The organism is Gordonia alkaliphila (genome assembly GCF_039542465.1).
GTDB classification, from domain to species: Bacteria; Actinomycetota; Actinomycetes; order Mycobacteriales; family Mycobacteriaceae; genus Gordonia; species Gordonia alkaliphila.
The window spans coordinates 129,025-143,127 of sequence record NZ_BAABIE010000006.1; the positions used below are offsets into that span (position 1 = coordinate 129,025).

At 71.3% G+C, this 14,103-nt stretch carries 16 protein-coding genes; 15 read left to right on the forward strand and 1 reads right to left on the reverse strand.

Annotated elements, in window-relative coordinates:
* Positions 1 to 10: 10 nt before the first annotated feature.
* The gene (locus ABD989_RS08385) at positions 11 to 1,456 is read right to left on the reverse strand and encodes a plasmid pRiA4b ORF-3 family protein (RefSeq protein WP_345313144.1); all 1,446 of its coding nucleotides are present in this window, start codon (positions 1,454 to 1,456) and stop codon (positions 11 to 13) included.
* A gap of 109 nt (positions 1,457 to 1,565) precedes the next feature.
* Between ABD989_RS08385 and hisD the strand changes: the two genes are divergently transcribed.
* The 15 genes from hisD to trpA all read left to right on the forward strand — a co-directional run bounded on the left by hisD (position 1,566) and on the right by trpA (position 14,102).
* Positions 1,566 to 2,888 (forward strand): histidinol dehydrogenase, encoded by a 1,323-nt coding sequence (hisD, locus tag ABD989_RS08390; protein ID WP_345313145.1) that lies wholly within the window; start codon positions 1,566 to 1,568, stop codon positions 2,886 to 2,888.
* A complete protein-coding gene (locus ABD989_RS08395) occupies positions 2,885 to 4,021 on the forward strand; it encodes a histidinol-phosphate transaminase (RefSeq protein WP_345313146.1) in 1,137 nt (378 codons plus the stop codon). Before hisD ends, ABD989_RS08395 begins: the two co-directional genes overlap by 4 nt.
* A complete protein-coding gene (gene hisB, locus ABD989_RS08400; protein ID WP_246996466.1) occupies positions 4,018 to 4,647 on the forward strand; it encodes an imidazoleglycerol-phosphate dehydratase HisB in 630 nt (209 codons plus the stop codon). The genes ABD989_RS08395 and hisB overlap by 4 nt, the downstream gene beginning before the upstream one ends.
* Complete coding sequence (gene hisH / locus ABD989_RS08405; RefSeq protein ID WP_345313147.1) at positions 4,644 to 5,288, forward strand: imidazole glycerol phosphate synthase subunit HisH; 645 nt, start codon at positions 4,644 to 4,646, stop codon at positions 5,286 to 5,288. Before hisB ends, hisH begins: the two co-directional genes overlap by 4 nt.
* Complete coding sequence (locus ABD989_RS08410) at positions 5,285 to 5,548, forward strand: hypothetical protein (protein WP_246996462.1); 264 nt, start codon at positions 5,285 to 5,287, stop codon at positions 5,546 to 5,548. The genes hisH and ABD989_RS08410 overlap by 4 nt, the downstream gene beginning before the upstream one ends.
* 103 nt (positions 5,549 to 5,651) lie before the next feature.
* A complete protein-coding gene (gene priA / locus ABD989_RS08415) occupies positions 5,652 to 6,404 on the forward strand; it encodes a bifunctional 1-(5-phosphoribosyl)-5-((5-phosphoribosylamino)methylideneamino)imidazole-4-carboxamide isomerase/phosphoribosylanthranilate isomerase PriA (protein ID WP_345313148.1) in 753 nt (250 codons plus the stop codon).
* On the forward strand, positions 6,401 to 7,261 hold the full coding sequence (locus ABD989_RS08420; protein ID WP_246996458.1) for an inositol monophosphatase family protein: 861 nt from the start codon (positions 6,401 to 6,403) through the stop codon (positions 7,259 to 7,261). Before priA ends, ABD989_RS08420 begins: the two co-directional genes overlap by 4 nt.
* Positions 7,262 to 7,283: 22 nt before the next feature.
* Positions 7,284 to 8,081: an imidazole glycerol phosphate synthase subunit HisF gene (gene hisF / locus ABD989_RS08425; RefSeq protein WP_246997127.1), complete on the forward strand. Its 798-nt coding sequence runs from the start codon at positions 7,284 to 7,286 to the stop codon at positions 8,079 to 8,081.
* A complete protein-coding gene (gene hisI, locus ABD989_RS08430; RefSeq protein WP_246997125.1) occupies positions 8,081 to 8,464 on the forward strand; it encodes a phosphoribosyl-AMP cyclohydrolase in 384 nt (127 codons plus the stop codon). The genes hisF and hisI overlap by 1 nt, the downstream gene beginning before the upstream one ends.
* 10 nt (positions 8,465 to 8,474) lie before the next feature.
* On the forward strand, positions 8,475 to 8,654 hold the full coding sequence (locus ABD989_RS08435; protein ID WP_005935191.1) for a tautomerase family protein: 180 nt from the start codon (positions 8,475 to 8,477) through the stop codon (positions 8,652 to 8,654).
* Positions 8,651 to 10,207 carry an anthranilate synthase component I gene (locus ABD989_RS08440; RefSeq protein WP_345313149.1) on the forward strand — a complete coding sequence of 519 codons (1,557 nt, stop codon included), beginning with the start codon at positions 8,651 to 8,653 and terminating at the stop codon, positions 10,205 to 10,207. The genes ABD989_RS08435 and ABD989_RS08440 overlap by 4 nt, the downstream gene beginning before the upstream one ends.
* Positions 10,204 to 10,968 carry a TIGR02234 family membrane protein gene (locus tag ABD989_RS08445; RefSeq protein ID WP_345313150.1) on the forward strand — a complete coding sequence of 255 codons (765 nt, stop codon included), beginning with the start codon at positions 10,204 to 10,206 and terminating at the stop codon, positions 10,966 to 10,968. Before ABD989_RS08440 ends, ABD989_RS08445 begins: the two co-directional genes overlap by 4 nt.
* An 84-nt stretch (positions 10,969 to 11,052) precedes the next feature.
* The gene (trpC, locus tag ABD989_RS08450; protein WP_345313151.1) at positions 11,053 to 11,871 is read left to right on the forward strand and encodes an indole-3-glycerol phosphate synthase TrpC; all 819 of its coding nucleotides are present in this window, start codon (positions 11,053 to 11,055) and stop codon (positions 11,869 to 11,871) included.
* Between the two features lie 78 nt (positions 11,872 to 11,949).
* A complete protein-coding gene (gene trpB / locus ABD989_RS08455; protein ID WP_345313152.1) occupies positions 11,950 to 13,296 on the forward strand; it encodes a tryptophan synthase subunit beta in 1,347 nt (448 codons plus the stop codon).
* Positions 13,293 to 14,102: a tryptophan synthase subunit alpha gene (gene trpA / locus ABD989_RS08460; RefSeq protein WP_246996450.1), complete on the forward strand. Its 810-nt coding sequence runs from the start codon at positions 13,293 to 13,295 to the stop codon at positions 14,100 to 14,102. The genes trpB and trpA overlap by 4 nt, the downstream gene beginning before the upstream one ends.
* Position 14,103: the final 1 nt, after the last annotated feature.

A 14,103-nucleotide genomic window follows, 5' to 3' on the forward strand; every position in this document is an offset into this window, starting at 1 on the left:
GAGCCGGACCTCAGCGGTAGCGCGTCGTGCTGCCGGAGCGGATACCGGCCGGTCCGTGCAGGACGGCGCGGGCGAAGTCGGCGAGGTGCGGATCCAGGGCGTGCGGGGGCGGCCAGCCGGTCGCGCCCACGGTGGAGCCGAGCGAATTCAAGACGAACTTGACGGGCAGCGTGATCCCGCCGATCGAGCCACGGTCGAATCGGTCGTCGCCCTCTCCTCGGGGCTCCCAGCCGCACACGTCGAGCGCGTACGCGACATCCCGCCAGCGTTCGTCTGCCCAGGCATTCGGCGCCGCGCGCCCATCGGCGTAGGTCGTCAGCAGCGCGGCCCCGGCGACCTGAGCGCCCGGCGAGAGGGCGTGCAGGATGCGCGAGGTCAGCGCGTCCCACAGTGCGTCGGTGCCGGCCGCCGCCCGGTGGCCGTGGCCGGTGCGGACCAGCCGGCCGCGCAGTTTTCGGACGAGCCCGAGCCGGGTCGCCGCGTCGCGCAGATTACGGATCGGCGGGGTGGATTGCTCGCGGGTACTCGAGCCGATCCGGGGTTCGTGCCAGCCGAGCGTCGTCATACCGCCCCGCACCACGGCGGGCGGCAGCCAGCCGGCCTGGGTCAGCGTCAGGCCGTCCGGGCCGACCGCGTCGAGCAGCCACGCGAACGGTGCCACCAGCTGTGCGCGGACCTCCGGCGACACGTCGACCGGATCGAGCAGGCCGGTGCGCCGGACGTACTGGCGGAATTCCGACCGGATACCGGCGGGGAGGCCGGAGGCGAAGTCGGCGAGCAGGGCATCCGGTGCCAGGTCGTCGGGTCCGTGCAGATCGTCGGCGACGAGGAGGCCGGACAGGTCCAGTGGATCGCGTTCGTCGGCGCGATAGCCGAAGTAGTCGTCGAGTTCGGCCTGGATCGCCGCGACGTCGAACGTCTCCGGCGTCGGCGGGAACCACGGTCCGGTCACTTCGGCGACCCATTCGGCGATCTCGGCGTGCTCGGGATGGTCGGGGTCGGCGAGGATCGCGAGCTTCTCGGTGTAGCCCCACGCACCGCCGGAATCCTCGATGGGACCGCGCCGCTGACCGCCGACGAGAGTGACCGGTCGCAGCTCGCCGATCGCGGTGGCCTGTGCCGAGGCGGTGATCCGGTGGGTCCAGCCGTCGCCGAAGTCGTACTCGTACCAGATCGGACCGCCGTCGACGGCCGCGGCGATCGACACCTCGGCCTCCGGGCGGAAGCCCGTCGGGTCGAGCTCGTCGAGTTGGTACGGGTCGCCCCAGTGCCGGGTCGCGCGGCGCGGGTCCTGCGCGTCGACGAAGAGGTGCAGGTGCTGCTCGCGCCACCCGAAGGCGAGCTGTATCGCGGTGTGCAGGTCGGCCAGCGAGAGGTCGCCGTTCACCTGGAGTTCTCGGACGATGGGCGGCTCGATCTCCTCGAGCTGGATGTGCAACGTGATCATCGACGCCATGCGAGGAGCGTACGTGGGGCCGAGCGCAGAGCTCCCTGGTTGGAAAGAGTTTGCGAGCGGCGCATATCCTAGAAGGACACTCCACGCCGAGACAAGGGACAACCACTTCATGCTCGCCAGAACCGATCTGCGCGGTACCGACGTCACGCTGAGCCAGCTGCGTCGTGCCCTGCCGCGCGGAGGCACCGACATCAACTCCGTACTGCCGGTCGTGACGCCGGTGGTGGAGGCGATCGCCGAGCACGGGGCGAGCGCGGCGCTGGACTACACCGAGCAGTTCGACAAGGTCCGTCCCGCCTCCGTGCGGGTCCCGGCCGCGGTGATCGCGCAGGCGCGCGCCGACCTCGACCCGGCCGTGGTCGCGGCCCTGGAGGAAGCCATCCGGCGGGCCCGGAAGGTGCACGCCGATCAGCGTCGCCGGACCACCGTCACGCAGGTGGCGCCCGGCGGCACCGTCGCCGAGAAGTGGATCCCGGTGCGTCGCGTGGGCCTGTACGTGCCCGGCGGCAACGCCGTGTACCCGTCGAGCGTGGTGATGAACGTGGTGCCCGCGCAGGAGGCCGGCGTCGGCTCGCTGGTGGTCGCCTCGCCCGCGCAGGCCGACTTCGGCGGCTGGCCGCACCCGACGATCCTGGCGGCCTGCTCGCTGCTCGGCGTCGACGAGGTGTGGGCGGTCGGCGGCGCGCAGGGCGTGGCCCTGCTGGCCTACGGCGGCACCGACACCGACGGCGCTGAGCTGGATCCGGTCGACCTCATCACCGGCCCGGGCAACATCTACGTGACCGCCGCCAAGCGCCTGGTCCGCAGCGTGGTCGGCATCGACTCGGAGGCCGGCCCCACCGAGATCGCCATCCTCGCCGACGACTCCGCGGACCCCGCGATGATCGCCGCCGACCTGATCAGCCAGGCCGAGCACGACGTGCTCGCCGCCTCCGTGCTGGTCACCGACAGCGCGGCACTGGCCGATGCCGTCGACGAGGCCGTCGCCGAACGCGCCGCCACCACCAAGCACAGCGAACGCGTGCTCACCGCTCTCGGCGGTCCGCAATCGGGCGTCGTCCTGGTCGACGACCTCGCGGCCGGGCTGCGCGTGGTCGACGCCTACGCCGCCGAGCACCTCGAGATCCAGACGCGCGACGCGCAGGCGGTGGCCGACCGGGTGACCAGCGCCGGGGCGATCTTCGTCGGCGCCTACTCGCCGGTGAGCCTCGGCGACTACTGCGCCGGGTCCAACCACGTCCTGCCGACGTCCGGTTCGGCGCGCTACTCGTCGGGCCTGTCGGTGCAGACCTTCCTGCGCGGCGTGCACATCATCGACTACGACCGGGACGCCCTCGCCGACGTCGCCGACGCCGTGGTCACCCTCGCGAACGCCGAGGACCTGCCCGCCCACGGCGAAGCGGTGACCGCGCGGTTCGGGGGCACCGCGTGACCGCTCAGCCGACGACGCCCGGCGCGCGGGTGACGCTCGACGACCTGCCGCTGCGCGCCAACCTGCGCGGCAAGAGCCCGTACGGTGCGCCGCAGCTGCAGGTGTCGGTGGTGCTCAACACCAACGAGAACCCGCACCCGCCGAGCCCGGCGCTGGTGGAGGACGTCGCCGACGCCGTCGCCGACTGCGCGCGGGCGCTGCACCGCTACCCGGACCGCGACGCCGTCGCGCTGCGCACCGACCTCGCCGACTACCTGACCGACGCCACCGGGGTCGCGCTGACCTACGAGAACGTGTGGGCCGCCAACGGTTCCAACGAGATCCTGCAGCAGATCCTGCAGGCCTTCGGCGGTCCCGGGCGCACCGCGCTCGGCTTCACGCCGTCGTACTCGATGCACCCGATCATCTCCGACGGCACCGAGACCACCTGGCTCGACGGCAAACGCGCCGCTGACTTCGGCCTGGATGTGGACTACGCGGTCGGCGAGATCGCCGCGCAGGCCCCGGACGTGGTCTTCGTGACCTCGCCCAACAACCCGACCGGCGGCAGCGTCCCGATCGCCGACCTGCGCCGCATCCTGGACGCCGCCCCCGGCATCGTGATCGTCGACGAGGCCTACGGCGAGTTCTCCGACCAGCCCAGCGCCACCACCCTGATCGACGAGTACCCGGCCCGCCTGATCGTCTCGCGCACCATGAGCAAGGCCTTCGCCTTCGCCGGCGGCCGCCTCGGCTACCTGGCCGCCGCGCCCGCGATGATCGACGCCCTGCTGCTGGTGCGCCTGCCGTACCACCTGTCGGTGCTCACTCAGGCCGCCGCGCGCGTCGCGCTGCGCCACAGCACCGAAACGCTGGCCGGTGTGGCGGCGATCGTCGCCGAACGCAAGCGGGTCACGGCGGCGCTCACCGCGATGGGCTACGACGTGATCGCCTCCGACGCCAACTTCGTGCTGTTCGGCGAATTCGCCGATGCGCCCGCGAGTTGGCAGCATTACCTCGACCACGGCGTGTTGATCCGCGACGTCGGGATCCCCGGTCGCCTGCGTGCGACCATCGGGTTGCCCGCCGAGAACGACGTCTTCCTCGACGTCAGCCGCGCCCTCGCCGCCACCGACCGAAAGGCCGTCTCATGAGCCGTATCGCCCGCATCGAGCGAACCACCCGCGAATCGTCGATCACCGTCGAGATCAACCTCGACGGCACCGGCGTCACCGACATCTCCACCCGGGTGCCGTTCTTCGACCACATGCTCACCGCGTTCGGCGCGCACGGCGGCTTCGACCTCACCGTGCAGGCCGTCGGCGACATCGAGATCGAGGCGCACCACACGGTCGAGGACACCATGATCGTGCTCGGCCAGGCCATCGCCGAGGCGCTCGGCGACAAGCGCGGCATCCGCCGGTTCGGCGACGCCTGGATCCCGATGGACGAGACCCTCGCGCAGGCGATCGTCGACGTCTCCGGCCGCCCGTACTGCGTCTTCACCGGCGAGCCCGATCAGATGCTGACCACCGTGATCGGCGGCTACTCGGGCGGCGACGCCGGGCCGGTCACCTCGTACGCCACCGTGATCAACCAGCACGTGTGGGAGTCGTTGGCGCTCAACGCCCGCATCGCGCTGCACGTGCGCGTGCTGTACGGCCGCGACCCGCACCACATCACCGAGGCCGAGTTCAAGGCCGTCGCGCGGGCCCTCCGCGCAGCCGTCGAACCCGATCCGCGCGTCACCGGTATCCCGTCCACCAAGGGCACCCTGTGACCGCTCGCGTGCCGTCGGTGGTGCTGCTCGACTACGGCTCGGGCAACATCCGCTCCGCCCAGCGCGCCCTGGAACGCGCCGGGGCCGAGGTGGAGGTGACCACCGATTTCGCGACGGCGGTGGAGGCCGACGGTCTGCTGGTCCCCGGCGTCGGTGCCTACGCGGCCTGCATGGCCGGGCTGCGCGCGGTGCGCGGCGATCGGATCATCGGCCGACGACTGGCCGGCGGTCGCCCGGTGCTCGGCATCTGCGTCGGCATGCAGGTGCTGTTCGAGCAGGGCGTCGAGTTCGGCGTGGAAACCGAGGGCTGCGGCGAGTGGCCGGGCGCGGTGACCCGCCTGCCCGCGCCGGTGCTGCCGCACATGGGCTGGAACACCGTCGAACGCCCCGACGACTCGGCGATGTTCGCCGGAATCGACCCGGACGCCCGTTTCTACTTCGTCCACTCGTATGCGGCGCAGACCTGGGAGCTCGACAATGTCGGCTCGCCGCTGACCGCGCCGAAGCTGGCCTGGACCGACTACGGCGCCCCGTTCCTCGCGGCGGTGGAGAACGGTCCGCTGTGGGCCACGCAGTTCCACCCGGAGAAGTCCGGGGACGTCGGCGCGGCGCTGCTGCGCAACTGGGTGGCGACGCTGTGAACCATGCGGGCGGCGCCGCCGAGCACTTCTCGTTCGGCCGCATGGTTGCGCGAGCACTCGGCGCCGCGGCCCTGGTGTTGGTGGTGGCCGTACCGTTGGTGTGGTGGCTGGCGCGCACCGTGGAGATGGTGGCGCTCGGCGTGGCGATCGGCGCCATCGTGGTGATGCTGATCGTCATGGCGGTGGTGGTGCGTCGCGAGCTGCGACACGTCCAGCACGAGATCGACCACTTGAAGTCCCGCCGCCACCCCGAATCCTGACCGACCCCGACACCTGAACCACCCCGAATCCTGATCGACCGACAACCCTTCCCGCCCAACCGCTTTCGCCCAACCACCCATTTCGAGAGAAGACTCCAACCAGATGGCTCAGATCCTGGAACTCCTGCCCGCGGTCGACATCGTCGACGGCCAAGCCGTCCGCCTGGTGCAGGGCGCCGCGGGGTCGGAGACCTCGTACGGTTCGCCCCGCGACGCCGCCCTGGCGTGGGAACGTGACGGCGCCGAGTGGATCCACATGGTGGATCTGGACGCCGCCTTCGGGCGCGGCGACAACCGTGCCCTGATCAGCGAGGTGGCCGCCGAACTGAACCTGAAGCTGGAACTGTCCGGCGGCATCCGCGACGACGCGTCGCTGGCCGCGGCCCTGGCCACCGGCTGCACGCGGGTCAACCTGGGCACCGCGGCGATCGAGAATCCGGAGTGGTGCGCCCAGGCGATCGCCGAGCACGGTGACCGGATCGCGGTGGGCCTGGACGTGCTCCGCGACGAGAACGGCGTCTACCGGGTGCGCGGCCGCGGCTGGGTCACCGAGGGCGGCGAGATCTGGGAGGTGCTCGAGCGTCTCGACCGCGACGGCTGCGCCCGCTACGTGGTGACCGACGTCAGCAAGGACGGCACCCTCACCGGCCCGAACCTGGAGCTGCTCGAGCAGGTCGCCCGCCGCACCGACGCCCCCGTCGTCGCCTCCGGCGGCATCTCGGCGCTCGACGACCTGGTCGCGATCGCCGAACTCGCGCCGCTCGGGGTGGAGGGCGCCATCATCGGCAAGGCCCTCTACGCCGGACGCTTCACCCTGCCGCAGGCGCTGGGGGCGGTCGCGGCCGTGGCGCGATGACCCCGGCGCCGGTCGGCGAGCTGGATCTGCCCGCGCTGCAGGCGACGGCCACGGCGATCCTGGACGAGGCGGCCGACGAGTTCCTCGCCGGTCTGGGCGCACCCCGCGCGGTGGTCAAACGCGGCACCGACTTCGCCACCGAGATGGACCTGTCGCTGGAACGACGCTTCGTCGAGCAGTTGCAGGAACGCACGTCGATCCCGGTGCACGGCGAGGAGTTCGGCGGCCCGGACCCCAGCGTCGGTGCCGTCTGGCTGGTGGACCCGATCGACGGCACCTTCAACTATTCGACCGGACTCCCGTCGGCCGCCATGCTGGTGGCACTGGTGGTCGACGGCGAACCGGTGATCGGCCTGACCTGGATTCCGGCGCTGGGCCAGAGATTCGCGGCACACCGCGGCGGTCCGCTCCTGATCAACGGGGAGCCTGCCGCCCCGCTCGCCGCATGCGAGGGCCTGCACGGACAGGCCGTCGGATACGTCTCGTACAACGCCGACCAGGAGGGCCGGTTCCCGGGTGCGCAGCGTGCCCGCGTGCAGCGCGAGATCACCGGTCGTCATGCGCGGATCCGCGTGCACGGGTGCACCGGCTTCGACATGGCGTACGTGGCCGGCGGACGACTCGCCGGTGCGGTGTCCTACGGCCGTCACCCGTGGGATCACGCGGCCGGCGTGGTGCTGGTCCGCGCGGCGGGCGGCAGCGCCACCGACATCTTCGGCCGACCGTGGACGGTCACCACGCCGTCGCTGGTCGCCGCGGCCCCCGGCGCGCACGCCGAACTGCTCGAGATCCTGGCCGACGGCCCGTGGCCGTCGCCGCACACCCTGACCTACCAACCCCCGAACAACCCTGCCTGACCAGAAGGAAGTGACCACCGAAATGACCTTGGCGACACGAGTCATCCCGTGCTTGGACGTCGACGGCGGACGGGTGGTGAAGGGCGTCAACTTCGAGAACCTGCGCGATGCGGGTGACCCCGTGGAATTGGCGGCCCGCTACGACGCCGAGGGCGCCGACGAACTGACCTTCCTGGACGTGACCGCGTCCAGTTCGGGTCGGGCCACCATGATCGACGTGGTGCGCGCGGCCGCGGACCAGATCTTCATTCCGCTCACCGTCGGCGGCGGCATCCGCACCGTCGACGACGTGGACGTCCTGCTGCGCGCCGGCGCCGACAAGGTGAGCGTGAACACCGCGGCCATCGCGCGACCGGAGGTGCTCGAGGAGATGAGCCGGCGGTTCGGCTCCCAGTGCATCGTCCTGTCGGTGGACGCGCGCACCGTGCCCGCCGGCAACCCGCCCACCCCGTCCGGCTGGGAGGTGACCACCCACGGCGGCCGCAAGAGCACCGGCATCGACGCCGTGGAGTGGGCGCGTCGCGGCGAGGAGCTGGGCGTGGGGGAGATCCTGCTGAACTCGATGGATGCCGACGGCACCAAGGAGGGCTTCGATCTGCGCATGATCGAAGCCGTGCGCGCCGCGGTCGCCGTCCCGGTGATCGCCAGCGGCGGTGCGGGGAAGGTCGAACACTTTCCGCCGGCCGTCGCCGCCGGCGCCGACGCGGTCCTGGCCGCCTCGGTCTTCCACTTCGGCGAACTGACCATCGGCGACGTGAAGTCGGCGATGGCCGCCGAAGGCATCACCGTCCGCACCGACCGCGACCGACAGGACCGATGATGGCGCTGCCCGCCGAACTCGCCGCCCGACTCAAGCGCACCGACGACGGCCTCGTCGCCGCCATCGCCCAGGAACGCAGCACCGGTCAGGTGCTGATGATGGCCTGGATGGACGACGAAGCGCTCGAACGCACCCTCGCCACCCGCCGAGCCACCTACTACTCCCGCTCGCGGCAGCAGTATTGGGTCAAGGGCGAGACCAGCGGCCACGTCCAGTACGTCCACCGGATCAGTCTCGACTGCGACGGCGATACGCTGCTGTTGACGGTCGATCAGACCGGCGCGGCGTGCCACACCGGCAACCACAGCTGCTTCGACACGCCGCCGCTGGAGTTCGGGGTGCCCGTGGACACCGACCACGACGACCCGCACACCGACAACTAGGAAGGACGCCATGCCGCTCATCCAGATCTCCCAGACCCCGGGCCTGTCCGATCGGGTCAAGAACGAGACCATCGCCGCGGTGACCGAGGCCTACGCCCGTGCGACCGGCAAGAATCCGGACTCGGTGTGGGTCACCATCACCGAGGTGCCGCGCACCCAGTGGGGCGTCGGCGGGGTTCCGCTGGGATGACGAGCACCGCGGACTCCACCCACACCACCAGCCTGGAGACCTTCCTGGATCTGGCCGCCGACCACCGCGTGGTGCCGGTGACCCGGAAGCTGCTGGCCGATTCCGAGACGCCGCTGTCGGCGTACCGCAAACTCGCCGGGGACCGGGAGGGCACGTTCCTCCTCGAATCGGCGCAGAACGGGCAGTCGTGGTCGCGCTGGTCGTTCATCGGCGCCGGTTCGCCGTCGGCGCTGACCGTGGCCGACGGGCAGGCGCACTGGTGGGGCGCGGTCCCGGCCGGAGCACCCACCGGCGGCGATCCGCTGGAGTCGCTGGCCGCGTCGCTGCGCCTGCTGCAGACCGACCGTCTGCCCGGTATGCCGCCGCTGACCGGCGGGTTCGTCGGGTTCATGGCCTACGACTTCGTGCGCCGCCTCGAACGCCTGCCGTCGACCACCGTCGACGACCTCGGCCTGCCCGACATGTGCTGGCTGCTGGTGTCCGACCTGGCCGCCTTCGATCACCACGAGGGCACCATCACCCTGATCGCCAACGCCATCAACTTCGACGGCAGCGCCGATCGGGTCGAGGAGGCCTACGCCGACGCCGTCGCGCGCCTGGACACCATGACCGCGGCCCTGGCCGCGCCCGCGCCGTCGACCGTCTCCACGTTCACCCGCCCGGCGCCGGACTACACCGGCCAGCGCACGCTGGACGACTACCGCGGCATCGTCGAGGGCCTGGTGGAGGCCATCGAGTCCGGCGAAGCCTTCCAGGTGGTGCCGTCGCAACGATTCGAGATCGCCACCGAGGCCGATCCGGTGGACGTGTACCGGGTGCTGCGGGCCTCCAACCCGAGCCCGTACATGTATCTGCTGCGCCTGCCCGGTGTCGGCGATTCCGGGGTCGGCAGTCGACCGTTCAGCATCGTCGGCTCGTCGCCGGAGGCGTTGGTCACCGTGGCCGACGGCACCGCGACGACGCACCCGATCGCCGGCACGCGCTGGCGCGGGGCCACCGAGGAAGAGGATCAGCTGCTGGCCAAGGGGCTGCTGGAGGACGAGAAGGAGAACTCCGAGCACCTGATGCTGGTGGACCTGGGCCGCAACGACCTGGGTCGCGTCTGCGAGCCCGGCACCGTCCGGGTGACCGACTACCGCCGAGTGGAGCGCTACAGCCACGTGATGCACCTGGTCTCGACGGTGTCCGGCCGACTGCGCGAGGAGGCGCAGGCGCTGGACGCGGTGACCGCGTGCTTCCCGGCCGGCACCCTCACCGGCGCGCCGAAGGTGCGGGCGATGGAGCTGATCGAGGAGAACGAACTCACCCGGCGCGGCCTGTACGGCGGCATCGTCGGCTACCTCGACTTCGCCGGCGACGCCGACACCGCGATCGCGATCCGCACCGCGCTGATGACCGAGGGCCGGGCCTACGTCCAGGCCGGTGGCGGCGTGGTGGCCGACAGCGACGCCGAGTACGAGTTCAACGAGGCCCGCAACAAGGCGACCGCCGTCCTCAACGCGGTGGCGGCGGCCGCCACCATGACGCCGGTGACCGGAGAGAGTGAACAGTGAGCACCCCAGAAACCAGCAGCCCAGATCCCAGCAGCACCGACCCCACCGCGATCGTCACGCCCGCGGAACCGGAGACGGTGCGCCCCAACCGCAGGCCCCAGGCGATCTCCGCGGGCTTCCTCGTGGTGGCCGCGGCACTGCTGTGGATCGCGTCCCGGATGACGTGGTCGGAGGTGTACGCCGAGGACGGCCTCGGCGAGCCGCGCATCTACGCCATCGCGGGTAGCGACTGGAGTCCCTGGCTGGTGGCGATCGCGCTGCTGTTCCTGGCCGGACTGGTGGTCCAGTTCGCGCTGCACGGCTTCTTCTTGCGCGTGGTGGCAGCCCTGGTCGCGGTGTGCGCGGTGGTGGTGGCCGTCCCGGCGATCACCCTGCTCACCAACGGTCAGGACAGCGGGTACGCGATCGATCGCGCCGACATCGGCGCCCGCTACGAGGTGGTGGCGGTGACGGCCTACAACAATGCCGGCATCGTGGCGCTCTTCGGTGCGTTCTTCGGGGTGGTCGGCGCGGTCGCGATGGCCTCGGCGGCGTCCGGCGCGAAGACGATGTCCTCGCGCTACGCCTCGCCGGCAGCGCGCCGAGAGGAGCTGGAACGACGGGTTTTCGCCGAGCACGCGCAGGCGCAGGCCGACGGCGACGCGGCAGCCGCACCCACCGAACGCGAGTTCTGGGATGCCCTCGACGAGGGCGTGGATCCCACCGACCTCCACGGCGGCGCCGACCCCGATGCACCCCGCCCCGACGAAACCCGCGGGTAACCCCACCCGCGGGCGGGCGCGCGGTGTGTGGACTCTAGGCTGGAGCGACATTCTGCATTGCAGACGCGTGAAAGGGGACCGACCGTGACTGGCGGCACAGTGCTCGACTCGATCATCGAGGGTGTGATGGCCGACGTGGCCGCGCGCGAGGCGGTGCTCGACCTGGCGGCGGTGAAAGAGGCCGCGCTGCGGGCCCCCGACCCCCGGGACGCCACCGCGGCGCTCCTGCAGCCCGGTATCGGCGTCATCGCCGAGGTGAAGCGGGCCAGCCCCTCCAAGGGGGCGCTCGCCAACATCCCGGATCCGGCCGACCTGGCCCGCGCCTACGAGGCTGGCGGCGCTCGCGTGATCAGTGTGCTCACCGAGGAGCGCCGTTTCCACGGCAGCCTGGCCGACTTCGACGCCGTGCGCGCCGCGGTCGACGTGCCGCTGCTGCGCAAGGACTTCATCGTCGGGCCGTACCAGATCCACGAGGCCCGCGCCCACGGCGCCGACGTGATCCTGCTGATCGTCGCCGCCCTGGAGCAGCCGGTGCTGGCGTCGCTGCTGGACCGCACCGAGTCGCTGGGCATGACCGCTCTCGTCGAGGTGCACACCGAGGAAGAGGCCGATCGCGCGCTCGAAGCGGGTGCCACGGTGATCGGCGTCAACGCCCGCAACCTCAAGACGCTCGACGTGGACCGCGACAGCTTCGCCCGGATCGCCCCGGGCCTGCCGTCGAACATCATCAAGGTCGCCGAGTCCGGCGTTCGCGGTCCCGCCGATCTGCTGGCCTACGCGGGCGCAGGCGCCGACGCGGTGCTGGTCGGCGAGGGTGTGGTGACCAGCGGCGATCCGCGGCAGGCGGTGTCGGATCTGGTGACGGCCGGCGCGCATCCGTCGTGCCCCAAGCCCTCGCACTGACACCCGGACACCGCGCCGCCGGGTCGGCGTCGCACCCGGTGCGCACCGTGGCGACCGCGACGAGGATACTGGGTAACTGTGACCGAGAATCCCGACGTGCAGACTAATCGCTTCCCGCTGGCCAGCGACGGAATTTCCGACCGCTCGCCGATCGGACCGGACGAGTTGGGCCATTGGGGCGTATTCGGCGGGCGGCATGTCCCCGAGGCGCTGATGGCGGTGATCGAGGAGACGACGGCCACCTACGAGAAGGTGCGCACCGACAAAGACTTCTTCGCCGAGCTCAACGCCCTGGCCCGCGACTACACCGGCCGCCCGTCGCCCCTCTACGAGGCCACGCGGCTCGCCGAGTTGGCCGGCGGCGCGCGGATCTTCCTCAAGCGGGAAGACCTCAACCACACCGGCTCGCACAAGATCAACAACGTCCTCGGTCAGGCGCTGCTCGCCAAGCGGATGGGCAAGACCCGCGTGATCGCCGAGACCGGCGCCGGCCAGCACGGCGTCGCGACCGCGACGGCCTGCGCGCTCCTCGGCCTGGAGTGCCTCATCTACATGGGCCGCGTGGACACCGAGCGCCAGGCGCTGAACGTGGCGCGGATGCGTCTGCTCGGCGCCGAGGTGGTCGCGGTGGAGACCGGTTCGGCCACCCTCAAGGACGCCATCAACGAGGCGTTGCGCGACTGGGTGACCAACGCCTACAACACCTACTACTGCTTCGGCACCGCCGCGGGGCCGCATCCGTTCCCGATGATGGTGCGCGACCTGCAGCGCATCATCGGGATGGAGGCTCGCGCGCAGATCCTCGATCGGGCCGGACGACTCCCGGATGCCGCGGTGGCTTGTGTCGGCGGCGGCTCCAATGCGATCGGGCTGTTCCATCCGTTCATCGATGACGCCGGGGTGCGGCTGGTGGGCTGCGAGGCCGGCGGCGACGGCGTGGAGACCGGTCGCCACGCGGCCACCTTCACCGGCGGCACACCGGGCGCCTTCCAGGGCGCCTACTCGTACCTGATGCAGGACGAGGACGGCCAGACCATCGAGTCGCACTCGATCTCCGCCGGACTGGACTACCCGGGCGTGGGCCCCGAGCACGCGTACCTGCGCGACCTCGGTCGGGCCGAGTACCGGCCGATCACCGACGCCGAGGCGATGGACGCGCTGTCGGTGCTGTCGCGGCGCGAGGGCATCATCCCGGCCATCGAATCGGCGCATGCCGTGGCCGGTGCACTGCAGTTGGGTCGAGAGCTGGGGGAGGGCGCGATCATCATCGTGAACCTGTCCGGTCGCGGCGACAAGGATGTCGACACCGCCGCCAAGTGGTTCGGCCTGTTCGACAAGCCGCAGTCGGAAGTCGAGTACGCCGCTGCGCTCGCAGCCCAGAAGAAGGCAGCACAGAACGAGTCTGAGAAGGAGACCGGCCGATGAGCCGTCACACCACCGCGCCATCCCGGTTGAGCGGACTGTTCGCGCAGTGCCGCGACGAGGGTCGCGCCGCGTTGATGGGCTATCTGCCCGTCGGCTTCCCGTCGCTCGACGAATCGCTGACCACCATGCGCACCATGGTCGACAGCGGCTGCGACGTGGTCGAGATCGGCGTCCCGTACTCCGATCCGGTGATGGACGGACCCACCGTGGCGCAGGCCGCGTTCGAGGCGCTGAACAACGGCGTGCGGGTGCGCGACCTCTTCGTCGCCGCCGAGACGGTGGCCGCCGCCGGCGCGCAGCCGGTGGTGATGACCTACTGGAACCTGGTGCTCAAATACGGCGTCGACGCCTTCGCGCGGGATCTGGCCGCCGCGGGCGGCGTCGGCATCATCACGCCCGACCTGATCCCGGAGGAGGCCGCCGCGTGGGAGGCCGCCTCCGACGCGCACGGCCTGGACAGGATCTACCTGGTGGCCCCGTCGTCGACGCCCGAGCGGCTCGCGATGACCGTGGAGCACTGCCGCGGATTCGTCTACGCGGCCTCGACCATGGGTGTCACGGGTGCGCGGGACTCGGTGTCGTCGATGGCGCCGGAACTGTGTGCCCGCGTGCGGGAGCACTCGGACATTCCGATCGGCGTGGGCCTGGGCGTGCGCAACGGCGCGCAGGCCGCGGAGATCGCCGAGTACGCCGACGGCGTGATCGTCGGCTCGGCGATCATCTCGGCGTTCCGTGCCGGCGGACAGGCCGGCGCGGCCAAGCTGGTCAGTGAACTCGCCGAGGGCGTGCGCGGCGAGGTGCGCTGAC